General features: G+C 41.3%; 16 protein-coding genes. 14 read left to right on the forward strand and 2 right to left on the reverse strand.

Annotated elements, in window-relative coordinates; translation table 11 throughout:
- Nucleotides 1-38: 38 nt before the first annotated feature.
- From aprB to OO007_RS11010, 5 genes are all read left to right on the forward strand, one after another.
- On the forward strand, nucleotides 39-521 hold the full coding sequence (gene aprB / locus OO007_RS10990) for an adenylyl-sulfate reductase subunit beta (protein ID WP_131907652.1): 483 nt from the start codon (nucleotides 39-41) through the stop codon (nucleotides 519-521).
- Complete coding sequence (gene aprA / locus OO007_RS10995) at nucleotides 521-2,431, forward strand: adenylyl-sulfate reductase subunit alpha (protein WP_131907653.1); 1,911 nt, start codon at nucleotides 521-523, stop codon at nucleotides 2,429-2,431. Before aprB ends, aprA begins: the two co-directional genes overlap by 1 nt.
- A 183-nt stretch (nucleotides 2,432-2,614) precedes the next feature.
- Entirely contained in the window at nucleotides 2,615-2,965 is a 351-nt protein-coding gene (locus tag OO007_RS11000; protein WP_325808832.1) for a hypothetical protein, read from the forward strand.
- A gap of 101 nt (nucleotides 2,966-3,066) precedes the next feature.
- The gene (locus OO007_RS11005; RefSeq protein WP_131907655.1) at nucleotides 3,067-3,573 is read left to right on the forward strand and encodes an FKBP-type peptidyl-prolyl cis-trans isomerase; all 507 of its coding nucleotides are present in this window, start codon (nucleotides 3,067-3,069) and stop codon (nucleotides 3,571-3,573) included.
- A 328-nt stretch (nucleotides 3,574-3,901) separates the two neighbouring features.
- The gene (locus OO007_RS11010) at nucleotides 3,902-4,162 is read left to right on the forward strand and encodes a hypothetical protein (RefSeq protein WP_131907656.1); all 261 of its coding nucleotides are present in this window, start codon (nucleotides 3,902-3,904) and stop codon (nucleotides 4,160-4,162) included.
- Nucleotides 4,163-4,343: 181 nt separating this feature from the next.
- On the opposite strand, the gene putA is transcribed toward OO007_RS11010, so the two are convergent.
- Nucleotides 4,344-8,009, reverse strand: a complete 3,666-nt coding sequence (gene putA, locus OO007_RS11015) for a bifunctional proline dehydrogenase/L-glutamate gamma-semialdehyde dehydrogenase PutA (protein ID WP_325808833.1) — start codon at nucleotides 8,007-8,009, stop codon at nucleotides 4,344-4,346.
- A 158-nt stretch (nucleotides 8,010-8,167) separates the two neighbouring features.
- Between putA and OO007_RS11020 the strand changes: the two genes are divergently transcribed.
- Nucleotides 8,168-8,644: an Lrp/AsnC ligand binding domain-containing protein gene (locus OO007_RS11020; protein ID WP_325808834.1), complete on the forward strand. Its 477-nt coding sequence runs from the start codon at nucleotides 8,168-8,170 to the stop codon at nucleotides 8,642-8,644.
- 311 nt (nucleotides 8,645-8,955) lie between these two features.
- On the opposite strand, the gene OO007_RS11025 is transcribed toward OO007_RS11020, so the two are convergent.
- The gene (locus OO007_RS11025; RefSeq protein ID WP_325808835.1) at nucleotides 8,956-9,978 is read right to left on the reverse strand and encodes a carbohydrate porin; all 1,023 of its coding nucleotides are present in this window, start codon (nucleotides 9,976-9,978) and stop codon (nucleotides 8,956-8,958) included.
- 558 nt (nucleotides 9,979-10,536) lie between these two features.
- On the opposite strand from OO007_RS11025, the gene OO007_RS11030 reads away from it, so the two are divergent.
- The 8 genes from OO007_RS11030 (at nucleotide 10,537) to dalD (ending at nucleotide 20,088) form a co-directional block, all read left to right on the forward strand.
- Nucleotides 10,537-11,484, forward strand: coding sequence for a carbohydrate kinase family protein (locus OO007_RS11030; protein WP_325808836.1), 948 nt, complete (start codon nucleotides 10,537-10,539; stop codon nucleotides 11,482-11,484).
- Nucleotides 11,485-11,550: 66 nt separating this feature from the next.
- Nucleotides 11,551-12,330 (forward strand): L-iditol 2-dehydrogenase, encoded by a 780-nt coding sequence (locus OO007_RS11035; RefSeq protein WP_325808837.1) that lies wholly within the window; start codon nucleotides 11,551-11,553, stop codon nucleotides 12,328-12,330.
- 211 nt (nucleotides 12,331-12,541) lie between these two features.
- Complete coding sequence (locus tag OO007_RS11040; protein ID WP_325808838.1) at nucleotides 12,542-13,879, forward strand: NAD(P)/FAD-dependent oxidoreductase; 1,338 nt, start codon at nucleotides 12,542-12,544, stop codon at nucleotides 13,877-13,879.
- A 457-nt stretch (nucleotides 13,880-14,336) separates the two neighbouring features.
- Nucleotides 14,337-15,650: an ABC transporter substrate-binding protein gene (locus OO007_RS11045; protein ID WP_325808839.1), complete on the forward strand. Its 1,314-nt coding sequence runs from the start codon at nucleotides 14,337-14,339 to the stop codon at nucleotides 15,648-15,650.
- A gap of 212 nt (nucleotides 15,651-15,862) precedes the next feature.
- Nucleotides 15,863-16,741, forward strand: coding sequence for a carbohydrate ABC transporter permease (locus tag OO007_RS11050; protein ID WP_131907664.1), 879 nt, complete (start codon nucleotides 15,863-15,865; stop codon nucleotides 16,739-16,741).
- A gap of 12 nt (nucleotides 16,742-16,753) precedes the next feature.
- Nucleotides 16,754-17,587 (forward strand): carbohydrate ABC transporter permease, encoded by an 834-nt coding sequence (locus tag OO007_RS11055; RefSeq protein WP_325808840.1) that lies wholly within the window; start codon nucleotides 16,754-16,756, stop codon nucleotides 17,585-17,587.
- Between the two features lie 65 nt (nucleotides 17,588-17,652).
- Nucleotides 17,653-18,669 carry an ABC transporter ATP-binding protein gene (locus OO007_RS11060; protein ID WP_131907666.1) on the forward strand — a complete coding sequence of 339 codons (1,017 nt, stop codon included), beginning with the start codon at nucleotides 17,653-17,655 and terminating at the stop codon, nucleotides 18,667-18,669.
- A 12-nt stretch (nucleotides 18,670-18,681) separates the two neighbouring features.
- Complete coding sequence (gene dalD, locus OO007_RS11065; RefSeq protein WP_325808841.1) at nucleotides 18,682-20,088, forward strand: D-arabinitol 4-dehydrogenase; 1,407 nt, start codon at nucleotides 18,682-18,684, stop codon at nucleotides 20,086-20,088.
- Nucleotides 20,089-20,094: the final 6 nt, after the last annotated feature.

The following is a 20,094-nucleotide window of genomic DNA, read 5'->3' on the forward strand; positions in this document are numbered from 1 at the left end:
TAATTAATTAGTTAATAACAATTTAAAGAGGATTTATTATGCCAACTTATGTACATATGACCCGCTGTGATGGTTGTGGTGAGTGTGTTGATATTTGTCCATCAGATATCATGCATATCGACACAGATATTAGACGTGCTTACAACATAGAGCCTGATATGTGTTGGGAGTGTTACTCCTGTGTAAAAGCTTGTCCACATAATGCAATTGATGTTCGTGGCTATGCAGACTTTACCCCGCTAGGAAGTTCTGTGCGCGTACGTCGTGACGAAGAGAAAGGTGTTATTGCCTGGAGAATCATCTTCCGTAACGGTCAAAAAGACTGGGATCTTATTGCGCCAATTACAACCAAGCCCTGGGGCTCTGGATATGACGACCTTAGAGCGGTACCAGCTCCTGAAGACAGCATGCGTAATAGTGAATTGCTATATAAAGAACCTAAGTATGTTCGCTTTGATGAAGGTGGATTACACGACCTAAACACCAATAAATTGGTTATGAAAGAAGGAGTGTATTACTAATGGCTTCGTATAAAACAATTGTTGAAGACAATATTGATGTTCTTGTTGTAGGTGCTGGTTTAGGTGGCACAGGTGCTGCTTTTGAAGCGAGATACTGGGGCAAGGACAAAAAAATTATTATTGCTGAAAAAGCAAATATTGACCGTTCTGGTGCTGTAGCACAGGGTCTTTACGCGATTAACTGTTACATGGGAACGCGTTTTGGCGAGAACAACCCGGAAGATCACGTGCGCTATGCACGTATGGATTTAATGGGTATGGTTCGTGAAGACTTGCTATTTGATATGGCGCGCCACGTTGACTCGGCTGTTCATCAGTTCGAAGAATGGGGCCTACCCATTATGCGTAACGAAAAGTCTGGTACCTATCAGCGTGAAGGTCGTTGGCAGATTATGATTCACGGTGAGTCATACAAGCCAATCGTTGCTGAAGCGGCAAAGAAATCAGCTGACAAAGTTTACAACCGTGTCTGTGTGACTCATCTACTTATGGATGACAACACTGAAAACCGTGTTGGTGGCGCTGTTGGTTTTAACGTTCGTACTGGTAACTACCACGTATTCAAATCTAAAACAGTTATCGTTGGTGCGGGTGGTGCGTCAAATATCTACAAGCCTCGTTCAGTAGGTGAAGGCGCTGGTCGTGTATGGTACGCACCATGGTCATCAGGTTCTGCTTACGGTCTATTGATCGAAGCTGGCGCAAAGATGACGCAGATGGAAAACAAAATCGTTCTGGCTCGTTTTAAAGATGGCTACGGTCCGGTTGGCGCTTACTTCTTGCACCTTAAGACGTATACGCAAAACGGTAACGGCGAAGAATATGAATCAAAGTGGTTCCCTGCACTATCCAAGATGGTTGGTAAAGAATATCTGGATACTGAAGGACAGCATTTATCTCATAAGCCAATACCAACCTGTTTACGTAACCACGCATTCATTAATGAAGTTAATGCAGGTCGTGGCCCGATTTACATGGTTACAACAGAAGCATTCCAGGATCCGCATTTAGAAGAAATCGGCTGGCATAACTTCCTCGGTATGACGGTTGGTCAAGCGGTTCTTTGGGCGGCAACTGATGTTGATCCTAAATACGAAAACCCAGAGCTAACAACGTCTGAGCCTTATGTAATGGGTTCTCACGCAACGGGTTGTGGCGCATGGTGCTCAGGTCCTGAAGATATTTCACCGGATGAGTACTTCTGGGGTTATAACCGTATGACGACGGTACAAGGCCTATTCGGTGCAGGTGATGCTGTAGGTGGAACGCCTCACGCATTCTCATCAGGTTCTTTCACTGAAGGTCGTTTGGCTGCTAAAGCTGCTGTTAAGTACATCAATGATGGAAAAGGCGATGGTATCTCTATCAACGATTCTCAAATCGAGAAACGCAAAGAGCAGATTTACCAGCCACTGGAAACCTACAAGATTTATCGCAACCACATTACAGCGGGTACGGTAAACCCTCACTACATCAACCCTAGACAAGGCCTTGACCGTCTACAAAAGTTGATGGATGAGTACTGTGGTGGCGTAACTGTTAGCTATATGACTAACGATAATCTACTCAACATCGGCCTTAAGAAGCTTGGTCTTCTTGCTGAAGATTGGGACGGCGGAATTGCTGCAAAAGATATCCATGAGCTACTGCGCGCATGGGAGCTTAAGCACCGTATCCTGACATCTGAAGCGGTTATTCAGCACACACTCTTCCGCGAAGAGACTCGCTGGCCTGGTTACTACTACCGTGGTGACAAGATGAAGCTAGATGATAAAAACTGGCATGTACTAACTGTTTCACGTCGTGATCCTGAAACTGGCGAGTACACACTGGAAAAAGCGCCGCTTTATCATCTAATCGATGAAGCAGACGAAAAGAAGCCAACTAAAAAGAAGAAAGCAGCTGCTTAATTCAATTTAGGAAAACTTCCAGTAAACAAAAATGCCTTACCTACGTAAGGCATTTTTGCGAAAGCAAAACAGTAAAACCACAGAGAGGCCACAAAGAATATCTTTTGGTCTTTTTTTATCTTAGAGTAACCCCACTTTATATAAAATAGCGCTAATATAAGTCCCCTTTTTACGGAGAGTAATGTGAACATCCTAGACAAAACTGATGAAGAAATAATTGCAATAGCCGGCCCTTGGTGGGCAAACCTGATTAAATACTCGAATAACAAAAACTACCTGATGTTCATCGAACACTTTGCCAAAGTACTTCGCCCCAGCGCCAATGAAATGGAGCTTGGAAAGCAATTTGCTCGCAGTGATCTGGCACAAAACCTAAGCCCTGAATTTGATATTTTAGGAACGATTCGTCGAGGCGAACACATCACGGTACTATTCAAACAAAGACATAAAAAAATGGAAGGCGAGTGGCTTGGCAGAATGGTGCTGGGTTATGAAGATGCCGAAATTCGTATATTCAGTGTTTCTATTTTCTAATCTAAGCGACAGTAACAAGATTAGCAATAAACCCAGATCCCAATACGCTAGAAGCCCCTTAAACCTGCTTAAACATATTATTAAAGTACGATTAAAAACCTATGAAACATATTATTGAAGAAAATAAACTCGTGGAACTCAACTACGAAGTAGTGGATACAAAGTCTAAAGAGCCTCTGGTTCACATTGAGTACCCTATTGGTTATGTTCATGGGACCAACTCAGTTTTATCTTCTGATGTAACGTCTATTCTAGCGGGACATTCGGTTGGCGACGTTATCGAAGTACCAATAGACACCAAAAAACTCTATGGCGACAGAGACGAATCATTGGTGTTCACTGATCTTATCGAAAATGTGCCAGAGGAATATCGTGAAATTGGCATGACTATCACGATGGAAAATGAAAAAGGCGAAGCCAAGAGCTTCATCGTGACGCGCATGGATGATAAAACGCTAACGGTAGACGGCAACAACCCACTTTGTGGCAGAGATGTCGTGTTCAAACTCAAAGTTCTTTCTATCCGCGAAGCCACTCCAGAAGAAATTGATGTGGGCGGCAAAGTGGATGCCGATCCTGATGTCGATGAACTGCTAAAAAACAGTTAATTAGTTTCATTATTCTGAATTAAGTCAGCCCCCTAATCTTGGGGGTTTTTAATGCCTTCTGCACAGAGCTTGTTGCTAATCCCTAGCCTTTAATCGTTGAATACTTTAAACCAAGCATTCCCACTTGATCTAATTGGTATGTTTTTTGCATTTATTAAATAGACCACAAAAAATAAAACTGTCTAAAAATACTAAAGTTATATCAATTCAATAAGTTATAAGTATCTGCTGTTCGTACTGCATATCTTTTTTAGTGCAACGCCCCAAAATACGCACTTAGGATGTGCAATTTCATAGTCGACACTGGTCGTCGTAAAAGGAGGTTACAATGCTAAGATTTACTGATTTTTCAGATTTTTGTGATTTAACTGACGGAGAAATTCAATCCATATCCAGCGGAGCAAACGTTCCCTACATTGAGGCATGTGCATTAGCCCACGAAGCCGAAGACAATCCTGAAAGCAGCCGTGCAGTTCTAAAAATGATGCAGCAACATTTAGAACGTGTGGAAAAAAATGCAGATGGGCTTCGCTCTAAAGAAATACACCTGGCAATTAATAACTTTGCAGCCACCCATAAGTTCACATAACGGTATATTGCAATAATCGAGAAAGCGCTGATTTAGTTTTTACACTTTAGTTATTAAGCCACCCCCCTACTTATAGGCACTTTTTTAGAAAAAGTGCCTATAAGTAGGGGGGTGGCTTTCGTTGCTCGTTAGTCATCACAATTTTGTTGAGATGACTATTAACATTACATCGTGTTATGAATTACTCAGAATTCGCAATCAACTGAACATTTCCGCCCGCAGCAGTCGTGTTTATACAAAGATGACGCTCTTGCGCATATAGATAAGGTGATTCAGCTTCATTGATAAAGCGCACAATCGCACCGTCACGATTGGCTAATGCAATCCTGTATTCACGAGCCATTGCAATCTGATCATCATTCGCTGCTGTGAAAGCAAAGTTAGTCAAATCTGAAATTTCTTCCAATTGCTTAGGGCTGATACCTTTTGCATTTAAAATAACGTTTGGATGCTGCGTTAACCAATCTTGTTGTGCTTTATTGAAGTTTTCATTACATACCAATATTGGATTACCGCAATACAATGCCTGAATTGCTTGCTGGAAAGCCACATCGGCATTTGGTGTCGCTATGATGGTTAAACCACGCGGGTTCAAACTGAGTAGATTGTCTTCGCCTGTCGGCCCTGGTAACGAACGCGACTCATGAAGATCTTGTCTACAACGATTAATCAATCCTAGGTAGTCCTGCGAAATTTCAGCATCTAACGGTAATAGATGGCCAAACTCTTCAAACGAGCTCTTCAATAATAGTTGAACACTGTTATTCAACTCAGCCGTATCAATAATTTCCGCAGCTTCAGATTGATCAGCGTTTTCAGCAGTGTCGATTTCATGCACCAGTCTTTTCAAGTAGAAAGGTCCACCTGCTTTAGGACCTGTGCCCGATAGGCCCTCTCCGCCAAAAGGTTGAGAACCTACGATCGCACCGATTTGGTTACGATTCACATACATATTTCCGGCTTTGAGGTTATCAACAATCTGCTGAACACGAGAGTCAATACGCGTGTGTAAACCAAATGTCAGACCAAAGCCTGCATTATTTACAGCGTCTACAACCTCATCTATCTCATCAGCAGAAAAAGTTGCTACGTGTAGCACAGGACCAAATATTTCACGAGAAAGGTCTTGAATACCGTTTACTTTGATCACGGTTGGCGGCACAAAGAATCCAGTTGAGGCGACATCTTTTTCGACATTCGACATTGGCGTTTGCTTTAAGATCGAAGCTTTGTTTTCTTCGATATAATCAGTAATGCCTTTGGCAGCCGTTTCATCGATCACAGGCCCCACATCGACATTTAAATTCCATGGATTGCCCATGCGCAATAATTCCATTGAACCGTAGAGCATTTCCAACGTGTGTTCCGCAATGTCTTCCTGTAAATACAATACGCGCAATGCCGAACAACGCTGACCTGCAGACTGGAATGCAGAAGCGACGATATCTGTAATTGCTTGCTCTGGAAGCGCCGAAGAATCGACAATCATCGCATTCAAACCGCCCGTTTCAGCAATCAATGGCGCACGAACATCGCTCGATTGACTCATACTGCGTTCAATGTGTTTTGCCGTTGCTGTAGAGCCAGTGAAGATCATGCCATTAATATCTGGATGACTACTCAAACCAGCACCGATGACACTACCTTGACCCGGTAAGTATTGAAGTATCGCTTCAGGCACACCCGCTTCGTGCAATAGTTGCACAGCTTTATAAGCAATTAACGAGGTTGATTCTGCTGGCTTTACCAAAACTGCATTACCCACCGCAAGCCCTGCACTAAGTTGCCCAGAAAAAATGGCTAGAGGAAAGTTCCACGGCGAAATACACGCCATCACACCACACGCTTGTTTATTAGGCGCGATGTGTTCGGCTTGTGCAGCATAATAACGAAGGAAGTCTACGGCTTCGCGTAACTCGGCAATACAATCAACAATCGATTTACCCGCTTCTCGTGATAATAAAGCGAAAAACTCACCTGCATTTTCTTCGTATAGATCAGCGGCTTTATTCAGGATTCGACCACGCTCGATAACATCTAACTGCTGCCAAGCCGGCTGCGCTTTATGCGCGCTTTCAACAGCGGCATCCAATTGCTCTGCATTTGCATCGGTAATCCAGCCAACCACTTCGCCTGTAGCCGGGTTAAACACATCGTGTTTAATGTGCGTTGATTTAGCGGCACCTACAACCATTGGTTCTGCAGTCCACTGCACTGTTTTAAACGGTGTTCTCATCGACTCCATTTTCTGAATATCAGCAACATCCAGCCAATCAAACCCTTTTGAATTCACACGCTCAGGCATAAACAACAAATCAGGTTCCGCAACACCCGGTACCGCTTGCGCCAACCATGCTTCAGCTTTTTTGACAGGGTCTGCTGTTACTTCACTTGGTGGAATCTGGTTATCCAACACCTGACTAACAAACGATGCATTTGCGCCGTTTTCTAATAAGCGTCTAACCAGATAAGCGAGTAAATCTTGGTGAACACCAACCGGCGCATAGATTCTACAAGCGAAGTTGTGTTTGTTGCGAACCAACTCGTGTAAAGATTCGCCCATGCCGTGGAGGCGCTGGAATTCGAAGGTGCTCGCCGCATCTTCTTCCTGTTCAGTTAACTTGATAATTGAAGCAATCGTATGCGCATTATGCGTTGCAAACTGTGGGAAAATTCTATCGCGTTGACCCAGTAATTTCTTCGCGCAATACCAGTAGGAAAGGTCACTATTATTCTTACGCGTATATACAGGATACCCCGGTAAACCTAGCTCTTGAGAACGTTTCACTTCACGATCCCAATAAGCGCCTTTCACCAAACGCACCATTAATTTAGTGTCGTATTTTTCGGCAAGTTCGTATAACCAATCAAGCACGTGTGGAGCGCGATAGCCATAAGCTTGAACGACAATACCCAGACCTTCCCAGCCTTGCAAACTTCCGTCTTCAAGCAATGCTTCGATGATATCCAAAGAGATATCCAGACGCTCTGCTTCTTCCGCATCGATATTGAGACCAATACCTGCTTTTTTAGCCAATAAACACAATGATCTTAGTGATGGATAAAGCGTTTTCATTACATCTTCTTTGTGCAATGTTTCGTAGCGAGGATATAACGCAGAAAGCTTGACTGAGATACCGGGATTCAAACGAACATCCTTACCATTACAATGTTCTACTAATTCTGTAATCGCATCCGCATAGGCAAGGTAATACTTATCCGCATCTTGTAATGTGTAAGCCGCTTCACCCAGCATATCGAACGAGTAACGATAGCCTTTCTTGGTGTAATCAGTACCGTTATCAATAGCAGACTCGATACTTTCACCCAGTACAAACTGTCCACCCATCATTTTCATCATGCGCTTTACGGCAACACGAATGATCGGTTCACCCGCACGCTTAACGACTTTTTGTAGTGCCGGCATTAATCCGCGCTGATCTGAATCAGACAATACGCTTCCAGTTAACATCAATCCCCAGGTCGATGCATTCACCATCATTGAACTTGAGTGCCCGAGGTGATCACCGAAATTTTGCGGGGCAATTTTATCTTGAATGAGATCGTCCAGCGTTTTGTTGTCTGGTACGCGCAAATACGCTTCTGCCATACACATTAACGCTACGCCTTCCTGTGTCGACAAACCATATTCTGCAAGGAAACTTTCCATCAAGCCCGGGTCACCTGATGCACGCAAATCACGCACCCAGGATGCCGCCATATCTACTGTTGATTGGCGTAAAGCCTCATCAATATCAAGATCATCTAGCATCTGTTTAACGACAACGGCTTCATCACCGAGTGTTGCAGCACGTAATGTTTCTCGAATATCTGAAAGTTTACTCATAGTAGTTTCCTGTTTTAAAGATGGCGAAAATGGTGATTGGGTTCATCTACAATCTCAGATTCCTAAGATACTATACTTTAAATAGTCCAATAGACTTATATAGAGCAATAAACTAATCTATGGGAAAGCACAACTACATTTAACGAGTATTTTTAACCATGAAAAAAACCATTGATAGTCTTTTAGACTTCTACGACAAAAAAATACTATCTATTATGGCTGTTGATGGACGTATTAGTGTTGCTGAACTAGCTAACCAGATTGGGCTCAGTAAAACCCCTACACTGAAGCGATTAAGAAAGTTAGAGCAAACCGGTTACATAACGGGGTATCAGGCTCAGCTTGATTATGATTTGCTAGATGAAACGCACGTTGCCTTTATTAACGTCACCCTCAGTGATACGACTGCGGCATCCTTGAAGAAATTCAATGCTGCTGTTAAAGAGCTAGTCGCCGTTGAACAATGCAATATGATTGCTGGAAATTTTGACTATCTTTTAAAAGTAAGAACTACTGATATTCAGGAATACCGAACGCTTTTAGGTGAGAAGATTGCGGCATTACCATTCGTGTCTCACACTTCAACGTTTGTTTCGATGGAAACGGTCTGCGATAGACAAAAAGTGAATTTATAGAAAACTTAAAAATAGGTAGATTATTCCAAAGCCACCCCCCTACTTTGAGGCCTTTTTTTAATGAAGCTCTTAAAGCTAATAGAAAAGAAATTATTATTTATAGGCTTTAAATTCACACTTAAAGCTATTTATTAGAATGATTAATTGAAAAGAAAATTTGTGATAAAAGCGTGATCTCTTCTCCTAATGGCCCCAAAAGGAGAAGAGATTTCATGCCCCAGTATTCGATGAAAAAGACTGTGATTTATGCCACTAATAAACTCAGGGAGGGTTTACTTATCGTGGCGATAAATTTGGTATTTAACGACACATTAGAATGTGTAGTTAAAGCGTGCTCTTACTGCAGTTAAATCGTCATCATTGAAGTTTGTACCGTCAAACATTGTATACTCGCCTTCTGAATAACTAGCTGCAAAAGTTACGCTAGCATCTTTGATAGCATAAATTGGTAATGTGTATGCTGCGTAAACAGTATCGAGAGATGGATCAGGTCTTCCCGCAACATCAACAACTTCTCCTTCTGCATGTAAATAACCAACACCCCATGGACCTTTAGTGTAGTTAACTGCAACAGTCGTAACGTCAATTTTACCAACTACAGAACTTGGATAATCTGTCGCTTGTGCAAGACCTACATTCAAGTCTCCACCACCTAACTTAAATCCAGCACCTATGCCAAAACCTGAAGCATCACCTTCTAGATCTTCATAACCTGCATGTAGTTTTACACTACCTAGCTGGTATGAGATTGCAGGACGTACTTCAAAAATCTTGTCGTCACCATTCTTTCTAGCTTGCATACCAAGCTCAAATAAGAATTTATCAGAAGAACCTACATGAAGAGCCGCATGGAATGTATCATCTCTTCTTCCACGAACGTCATTTGCACTATAAGCAACTATGCCATCGACATTCGCTACTAATGTATCTTTACCTAGAGGTAGTAGATTCATTGCTTCAAATCTACCCATTTGGATATCCCAAACCCCTTCTTTACCTATTTGCAAGTAAGCGTCATCTACAGCAACAGCATCGTTATTTACGAAAAGATCTTCATCCTGAGTAGGTAAAGCAGTTGTTCCAGGGTTAAATAATACTAAAGGCTGAGCTACGCCTTTTACAAAGTGACCGTTATCACTTTTAACCATACCAACTGCATTAATTTTAATTCTTCCACCATGGTTAAAAGAACTAGAATCGTCTCTATCAGTTCCAGTAAGGTCTAATTCTACATCTCCACCGATATTGAACGATTTCTCATTTGCAAATCCTGTTGTTGCTACACACATTGTGGTCAGGCCACATGCGATTGCCAGGCTTAATTTGTTTTTCATTTCTCTCTTCCTTGTTAGTTTTTCATTTTAAAATTACTTACCCCGAATATGGAAAGTAAGAGTTCTGATTGGTAAAAACGTCTAAAATTAGCGGGAATATTCTTTTTCTAATGCCGTTCAAATGCGGTTAAAAGAGGCCAAATACATAAAAACTTAAATTTCTTAGAAGTGTTTACTAATAGATAAAGCAATTCTAAACATTAAGTTTTAAGAGAAGTGATACTCTGTTGCACAATGCTTCACTTGATTTGTCATATTTCTGAAATAATGAGCTACTAAATTTAATTTTTATTGTGGCTAAATAGATGAAAGTAATACTAATTCTGATGAGCTCTTAAACCATCAAACCTCGCAAATACTCTTACAAACATTTGTTATATAAAGATTTTTTTGAATTTTTCTCATTCTCATGATTTCCAAAGTATCGTCAGCTTAAATATTCACCCGAAAATAAAATTTTCATTCGCGAAGAATTTAACCGTCATTAGAGTATTCACTGAATTTAAAAAATGATGATAATCTCACTCCAAATTACGTATTTTTTAGCCAGAGGTTGTTATGTTTGTCATTTGCGGTGAAGCACTAATTGATATTTTTCTTGAAGATAATCAGCAAGCCCCTGCTGAAGTTTTCCCAATGCAGGCCTGTGTCGGCGGCTCACCTTTCAATGTTGCTATTGGACTATCCAGGCTTGGACAATCTTCAGCCTTATTCACAGGAATATCTAACGACATGTTCGGCAAACGCTTGAGTGCTGTGCTTTCTGAGGAAAATGTTTCGCAAGAGTTGATAGTAAAAAAGCAGTTACCAACAACCGTTGCCTTCGTTGAAAAAGATAAAAATGGTGTTCCTACTTATTCTTTCTATGGAGAAGGAACGGCTGACCGCTCGATAACAGCAGAGGATATTAATTTTGAAATTGAAGACCCTATTGCAATACACCTAGGCTCTTACAGTATTGTTTCGCAACCCACTGCCGATTCATTGCTTTCACTTGTGAAAAAGTATTCTGGCAAATGTTTGATCTCACTCGATCCTAATATCAGGGCAATTGTCGAACCTGATATGAAAGTCTGGCAAAACAGGGTTGATGAATTAGTTAGCCTTGCGGATATCGTGAAAGTCAGCGATGAAGATTTAGAATTGATGTATCCAGACACTGCGCCGGAAGAAATCATCCAGAAATGGTTAGCGACTGGACTGAAACTAATCGTACTAACCAGAGGTGGAGAAGGAAGCTCGCTATGGAGCGCCCAAGCCCATACCAATCTTGAAACGCCTAAAATCAAGGTTATAGACACTGTTGGTGCAGGCGATACGTATCAAGCGGCATTACTGGATTCAGTCGGTGGCTTATTCGCACAATACGGTAATGATTGGTTCGAACAACTCGACGAAAACAAACTCAAAGAGATTGGTAACTTCTCAGCTGCTGCTGCAGCAATCACCTGCTCTCGACAAGGTGCTGATTTACCGACAAAGACAGAAGTATTGGATTTCATGTAGTGACAGTTAAATTTTGTCACTAATATCTCATTAATTTCATTACTAACACCAAAAAGGGAAAGTTGAATGAGCGCTAAACGCCTAGAGGGTCGCGTCGCCTTGATCACAGGGTCTGCAAGAGGCATCGGGCGTAGCTTTGCTAAACACTACATTGATGAGGGTGCCAAGGTAGTGATAGCCGACATCAATATCGAACAGGCGCAGGCAACGGCTAAAGAGCTCGGTGAAAATAGCATTGCTATTGGTCTTGATGTTACCCAGCAAGAGAGTATCGACACTTGTGTTGCCGAGACTATTCAGCAGTTAGGAAAAATCGATATTTTGATTAATAATGCGGCACTTTTTAGCGCTGCACCTACGATAGAAATTGAGCGCAAAGACTACGAAAAACTCTATGCGGTCAATGTATCAGGCACACTCTTCATGTTACAAGCTGTTGCAAAGCACATGATTGAACGTGGCGAAGGAGGCAAAATCATTAATATGGCGAGTCAGGCAGGTCGGCGCGGTGAGCCTTTGGTTGCCGTTTATTGTTCGACCAAAGCAGCTATTATCAGTTTGACCCAATCAACAGGACTAGATTTGATAAAACACGGCATTAATGTCAATGCTATTTCACCCGGCGTGGTGGATGGTGAGCATTGGGATATGGTTGATTCTTTTTTTGCCAAACATGAAAACCTTAAGCCAGGCGAAAAGAAACAACAGGTTGGCAAGAGCGTGCCTTATGGAAGAATGGGCATTGCTGAAGATTTGACAGGAATGGCTGTTTTCCTCGCGACCAGTGACGCAGATTATATTGTCGCGCAAACCTACAATGTCGATGGTGGACAGTGGATGAGCTAGCCTGTATTTGTTATCGCGGTTTTCCTTTCGTATGACTTTAATGATTCTGCTTAATTTCTGAATCTATTACTTTTACAATTCATCTGTAAAAAAACCGCTCAAAGTAGTGGGGTGTGTTTATATTAAGTACCTGACATATATTGAATGTCAGGCAGTTAGTATTGATATACTCCTCGCCCTATTTCCCAGTAAAGATATTGAATAAACTATCATGAATACGAAAAACAATCCGCATCACATTGTCATTGTTGGTGGAGGAGCTGGCGGCGCAGAACTAGCTAAAAAATTAGGTGATTCTGTCGGCAAAAATAAGCAAGCCATAGTGACTCTAGTCGATGCGAAGCTGACACATATCTGGAAGCCATTACTCCATGAGATTGCAGCAGGAACGCTGAATTCATCGATCGAAGCCATGGAATACATAGATCACGCGCATCGTCATCATTATAACTTTCAACTGGGCTATGTAGATCATGTCGATCCACAAGCAAAAGAAATTTCGATTGCCCCTACGCTGGATGATGACGAAGAAGAAACCATTCCACGTCGATCACTAAAGTACGATACCTTAATTTTGTCCGTCGGCAGTTTAACCAAACACTTCAATACCAAAGGTGTGGTTGAATACTGTAAATTCCTGGACACCCTGGAAGAAGCCAATAACTTCCAAAGCTACCTGATGCGAAAAATGCTTAGAGCGCAAAACCGCACTCAAGAACTAAGACCAGGCCAGTTACATGTAGCTATTGTCGGCGCAGGCGCAACAGGCATAGAGTTAGCGGCAGAGTTACACGGCGCGACCAAGAAATTAATTGCTTTTGGTTTTGATAAACTCGAAGCAAGCCGTGATATCAAAATAACCATTATCGAAGCTTCACCCAGTATTTTACCCGCTTTACCAAAACGATTATCAGATGCTGCACTAGAAGAACTTCGAAAACTAAATATCGAAGTGATGACGGATGAACGCGTGGTTGAAGCGAAAAAAGAAGGCTTGATTACGCACACGGGGAAATTTATTCCCGCAGAAACCATGGTCTGGGCAGCGGGCATTAAAGCACCAAACTTCCTGACTACTATTGATGGTCTGGAAACGAATGCGATTAATCAGTTATTGGTGAAAACCACCTTACAAACCACTAACGATGAAAATATTTTTGCTTTCGGAGATTGCGCCAGTTGCCCCTTGATAGGAGAAGAAGGCTTTGTTCCACCCAGGGCACAGGCTGCTCACCAACAGGCTTCATTACTTGTCAAAACCATGAAATACCGTTTAGCGGGTAAAGATAACTTACCTGAGTATCGTTATGTTGATTACGGCTCATTAGTAAATCTAGGGCATTACAGCACGGTTGGTAATTTAATGGGGAACCTCATGGGTCGTTGGTCAGGAAGCATGAGTGTGGAAGGCTTTGTAGCAAGAATGGTTTATAAATCACTTTATAGAATGCATTTAATCGCTTTGCACGGCTACACCCGTGAAATTTTAATGACGATCGCTAACTGGATAACAAACCGTGGCTTAAAACCTCGCCTAAAACTTCATTAGGATTTATTTTAGCGGGTAGCTTCTGCAAATGAGTACCAGTATTCATCAAATGCAGTAGCTACCGCATCACGTCAGACAGAATAAATATCCTTTAAATAGACCGAAAGTGTACATAACTATCGGTTCAGACTCGAATCTGAAGCTACCTAGCTTCAAATTTGAGAAAATCCTGACTAATACCCCAATCCAATTGCATTTATTTTAAAACTCTTTAATTTATACTCTTTATTGGATTTTCAACGTAAACTCATAAAAGTTAAGCTTTTTCTGCACTTTTTTTGCTTAAATAGCCTAACTTCCTACAAAAAAGTATCACATCTAAGAATTTTAGTATCAATCCAAATTAAATCTTGATGCTAATCTTGCTGCACTTAGGTAATGATATATTAGAGATTCAAGTCTTTATTCCGAAAATCTTGTCTATGTGATACTAAAAAACTTAAAGGAGAGAGTTAGTATGAAACTAGGAAAAATAGCTGCCGCGTTCGCAGGCACTTTATTTATGACCGCCGCATCAATTGCACACGCTGAAACTGAGCTTGTAATTGCAACAGTAAACAACGGTCATATGGTTGAAATGCAGAAACACACAGATGCATTCGAAAAAGCAAATCCAGATATTAAACTGAAATGGGTTACATTAGAAGAAGGCGTACTTCGTTCTCGTGTAACAACTGATATAGCTACCAAAGGTGGTCAGTTCGACATCATGACTATTGGTATGTACGAAGCTCCAATCTGGGGTAAGAAAGGTTGGTTAACTGAGCTGAATTTCAGCGATGATTATGCTGTTGATGATATTTTCCCAGCAGTAAGAAAAGGTCTTTCTGCAGAAGGTAAGCTATACGCTGCACCTTTCTACGGTGAAAGTTCAATGATTATGTACCGTGGAGATCTTGTTGATAAAGCAGGATTAAACATGCCAAACACTCCTACATGGGATGATGTTGAGAAGATTGTAAAAGGTATTCACAACCCAGATGAAGGCGTTTACGGTATATGTTTACGTGGTAAGCCAGGTTGGGGCGATAACATGGCATTCATCACTACACTTGCAAATAGTTACGGCGCACAGTGGTTTGGTGAAGATTGGAAACCACAGTTAGACTCTCCTGAGTGGGAAGCAGCTGTAACGTTCTATGTTGACCTACTTACTAAATACGGACCTCCAGGTTCTGCTAACAATAGCTTCAACGAGATTCTTGCGCTAATCAATGAAGGTAAATGTGGTATGTGGATTGATGCGACAATCGCAGCATCATTCGTATCAGACCCTGATCAATCTAAAGTTGCTGATGTGATTAAATTTGCTCAAGCGCCTTCTAAGAAGACTGCTAAAGGTAAGAACTGGTTATGGGCTTGGTCTCTAGCTGTTCCTGCATCTTCTAAGAAAACAGCTGAAGCAATGAAGTTCCTTGAGTGGGCAACATCTAAAGATTATGTCAACTATATTGGTGAGAACGTTGGTTGGGGTAAAGTTCCTACAGGAACTCGCGCTTCTACTTATGAAAATCCTAAGTTCCTTGAAGCAGCTAAATTTGCTTCTGCTGAATTAGAAGCTATCCAGAGTGCCAACCCTGAAGACAGTACATTCAATAAGTCTCCTTATGTTGGTGTTCAGTTTGCTGCAATCCCAGAGTTCCAATCTATTGGTGTCGCTGTTGGCCAGCAAATGAGTTCAGCTTTAGCAGGAAAAGTAACAGTTAAAGAAGCACTAGCTAAGTCTCAAACTGCTGCCGATCGTACAATGAAAAAGGCTAAATACTACTAAGCTAAAAGCCATTGTACTTTAATGTTTCTACACTGGGTTCTGCAATCAGAGTTATTCAACTCAACAGAACCCAGTTAGAAACCTAGTTAGAGTAATTTGATCTAGCTAGGCTCTAGTTTTATCTAACTAGTTTTATGTAAAAAAGCAGTACTGGTGCATATCGATGTGCCAGTACTTTTTAAACCCCCAATTCTGTAAACGGAATTATTACTATGTCTTCAAACGCAACCGAAAGTAGATTTCTACCTCGTCTATTAATGAGCCCTGCTGTGGTGACCTTATTAATCTGGATGCTAGTTCCTTTAGGAATGACGATCTATTTTTCATTAATTCGTTACAATCTAATGTCTCCCGATATTTCTGGCTTTGCAGGCTGGGAGAATTATGATTTCTTCATTACCAATCCAGCGTTTATGGATTCAGTGTTCAACACGCTTATTTTATTAGGTAGCGTTGTAATAATTACTGTTGGTTTCGGACTTGCCATTGCACTCCTCATCAACAGCCCTTTTCCCGGGCAATCGTTTGTTAGAATTTTATTAATTTCGCCTTTCTTTGTAATGCCTACAGTAAATGCATTACTTTGGAAGCACATGATGATGAATCCCATCTATGGTGTATTCGCACAGATATCAGGCTTCTTTGGACTTGAGCCAATTGATTGGTTAACAGAGATACCACTCGGTTCCATTATCATCATGCTTAGCTGGCAATGGATGCCATTTGCCTGCCTGATTTTCATCACCGCTTTACAATCTATGGATAGGGAGCAGTTAGAAGCCTCTCGCATGGATGGAGCGACCTATTTCCAACAACTGAGATTTTTATACTTACCTCACATGGCACGCTCTATCGCAGTCGTGATCATGATCGAAGTTATTTTCTTGTTGAGTGTATTCGCTGAAATATTTACCACCACTTCGGGTGGACCCGGAACAGAAAGTACCAACTTGGCATTCTTGATATTCCAGGAAGCACTTATGAACTTTGATGTGGGCGCAGCCTCTGCCGGTGCAATTTTCGCCATTATCTTGGCCAATATCGTTGCAATCATTCTGATCCGTATGATCGGAAAAAACCTTGATAATTAATGGATAACTACTATGAAAATCTCTAAATACGATTGGAACGCATTATTTGTCACAAGAACAGTAGCCTCATGGCTTGTTGCATTTATTGTGTTTTTCCCACTACTTTTTTTGATGGTGACTGCCTTTAAAACGGAGTTGCAAGCAATTGCGGTGCCTTCGTTATGGGTATTCGAACCGACTTTAGAAAACTTCACTGAAGTACAAGAACGAAGTGACTATATGCGATTTGCCATGAATTCTTTAATCACGAGTCTTGTATCAACAATTCTAGGATTAATCATTGCAGTTCCTTCAGCTTATAGTTTTGCGTTTTCACCAACGATACAAACTAAAAACATTATGGTATGGATGCTTTCAACCAAGTTCATGCCTGCTGTTGGTGCATTGCTTCCGGTTTATTTGCTTTTCCAATGGGTGGGTTTACTGGATAGCCAAATAGCTCTCATCATTGTTTTTACTATGTCCAATCTACCGATAATGGTTTGGATGTTGTACTCAAATTTTAAAGATATACCACATGAAATTCTTGAAGCATCAAGAATGGATGGCGCTAGTTTATGGGAAGAATTCCGCCATGTTCTATTGCCTCTGGCGATGGGCGGAATGGCCTCTACAGGTTTACTCTGTTTGGTTCTTTCATGGAATGAAGCCTTTTGGGCGTTGAATCTTACTTCTGCCAATGCAGGTACGTTAGCGGTTCTGGTTGCCTCTTATTCAAGTCCTGAAGGCTTGTTCTGGGCAAAACTTTCTGCAGCTTCCTTAATGGCGATCGGACCAATCATTGTATTCGGTTGGTTTAGCCAGAAACAGTTAGTTCAGGGACTCACCTTTGGTGCTGTTAAATAATATAAATCAATTAATAAATATATTTGCGAAATATCGCTGTTATTAAAAATTTAAGGTAATAGAAAATGTCATTTTTAGAGCTTCAAAAAGTAGAAAAATATTACGGTGAGCACCACGCGATTAAGGGAATTGATTTAAATATCGAGCCTGGTGAATTCATCGTTTTTGTTGGCCCCTCTGGTTGTGGTAAATCAACGCTACTTCGCATGATTGCTGGTTTGGAAGTTATCAATAAAGGAAAGTTAATCCTGGATGGCGTTGATATCACGGAGACTCCTTCATCAAAACGTGACTTAGCGATGGTATTTCAGTCATATGCCTTATATCCGCATATGACCGTGGAAGACAATATGTCGTTTGCATTGAGATTGGCAAAAGTAGACCAGGGTAAAATCGACAAACTTGTAAAAGAAGCAGCAGAGAAGCTTGATTTAACCCAATACCTGAAGCGTAAACCAGGAGCTCTTTCAGGTGGACAACGTCAGCGTGTAGCCATTGGACGCGCCATTGTTCGTCATCCAAAAATATTCTTATTCGATGAGCCATTATCAAATCTCGATGCTGCCCTACGTGGACAGACACGTGTTGAAATTGCTCAATTACATCGTGATTTAGGTGCTACCACGATTTACGTAACTCATGACCAGGTTGAAGCAATGACATTGGCTGATCGTGTTGTTGTTTTACGTGACGGAATCATCGAACAAGTAGGAACGCCTTTAGAGTTATACGACAAACCAGCTAACCGTTTTGTTGCGCAATTTATCGGTATGCCTCAGATGAATATCATCCCATCTTCATTACTGCAAAATGTTCCAGCTGGTAGTTCATTTGCTGGTATACGTCCAGAGCATTTAAGCATTTCAGATGATTCACGTTTAACAGGCAAGGTTGTATTGGTTGAATCTTTAGGTAACGAAACACTCGTCCACCTAAGCCTTGGGGATCAAAGCGCAGAGCCGCTCATTATCCGTTCATATCAAAGAACTACATTAAAGCTAGGTGACACAGTAGGTGTTAATTGGTCCGATGACATTGTTCATTACTTTGATAACGATGGAAAAGTTTTACACCTAGCATAGGCTTAATTAAATATGAAAAATTCTGGAAATTCTGACACGTCGATTCAATTACATTTGGGCCTAGGCTCATTTCACCGTGCTCATCAAGCCATGTATATGCAAAACTTACATGATATCGGTGAGACACAATGGGAGATTGCTGCGGGTAATATAAGATCTGACATGCAGTCAGTTGTTGAAATTCTAAAATCTCAAAACAACGAGTACATGCTAGAAACGGTTAGCCCTGCTGGTGAACATAAATATCAATTGATTCAATCCATCAAACATATTGTGGATTGGGAAAAAGATATGAAAGGCATCACAGAAATTGCTGCAAATGAAAATACTAAAATCATCTCTTTTACCGTAACGGAAGCAGGATATTATCTGGACGGTAACTTTAAACTGGATGATAGCTATAAGGATTTACAGAGCGATTTAGCGGGTAACGCGCCTTGCACGATTTATGGAACCATGACGCAATTATTACGTGCACGAATGGCTAGCCATGTTGAGCCTGTCACCTTACTCAACTGTGACAATGTACGCAGCAATGGGGAAAAATTCAAAAACGCACTGCTTGAATATATAGAACGCATTGGCGATACAGACTTATTGGAATGGGTTAAAACCCACACCAGCTCTCCAAACTCTATGGTTGATCGCATCACCCCTAGACCAACAGCAGATATTATCGAACGTGTTTTTGCAGCTACAGACAGAAGGGATGAAGCAGCATTAATGGGAGAGAGTTTCACTCAGTGGGTTATCGAAGATAATTTTATTGCGGGTCGCCCACCATGGGAGCTTGTCGATGTTGAAATGGTTGAAGATGTAGAACCTTATGAAGAAGCAAAGATCAGGGTTTTGAATGCGACTCACTCTTGCATTGCCTGGGCAGGAACACTGCGTGGATATCAATACATTCACCAGGGAACAAACGACCCAGAAGTCCGTCAACTAGCTTTTGATTATGTGACCAATGATGTTATTCCTTGTCTAACAAGCGCTGAATCACCAAGCCCTATAGATTTAGATAAATACCGGGATACTGTTCTTGAAAGATTTAGTAACCCTAACATTCTAGATACCAATCAACGAGTGGTTATGGATGCATATTCCAAGATTCCAAGCTTCATTTTACCGACCATACAGGATGCCATAAAAGCGGGACGTTCTATCGACAGTGTAGCGATGTTGCCTGCCCTATTCCTTGCGTTTTTAGTGAGAGAGCAAAAAGGTGAAATCAAATTTGAATATGAAGATGCCATGATGAGTGCAGAAAATGCACAAAAAATTGTTTCTTCTGATGACATTGTTCATGCATTTTCAAATGACAAAATATTGTTTGGAGATCTGGCAGGAAATCAAACCTTAAGAGAAACACTAAGAAAGGCCTATGATCGCGTAAATGCGTTTATTGAAAAAACGGCATAAACCAGT

The organism is Cocleimonas sp. KMM 6892, assembly GCF_035798195.1.
Taxonomy (GTDB): Bacteria; Pseudomonadota; Gammaproteobacteria; order Thiotrichales; family Thiotrichaceae; genus Cocleimonas; species Cocleimonas flava.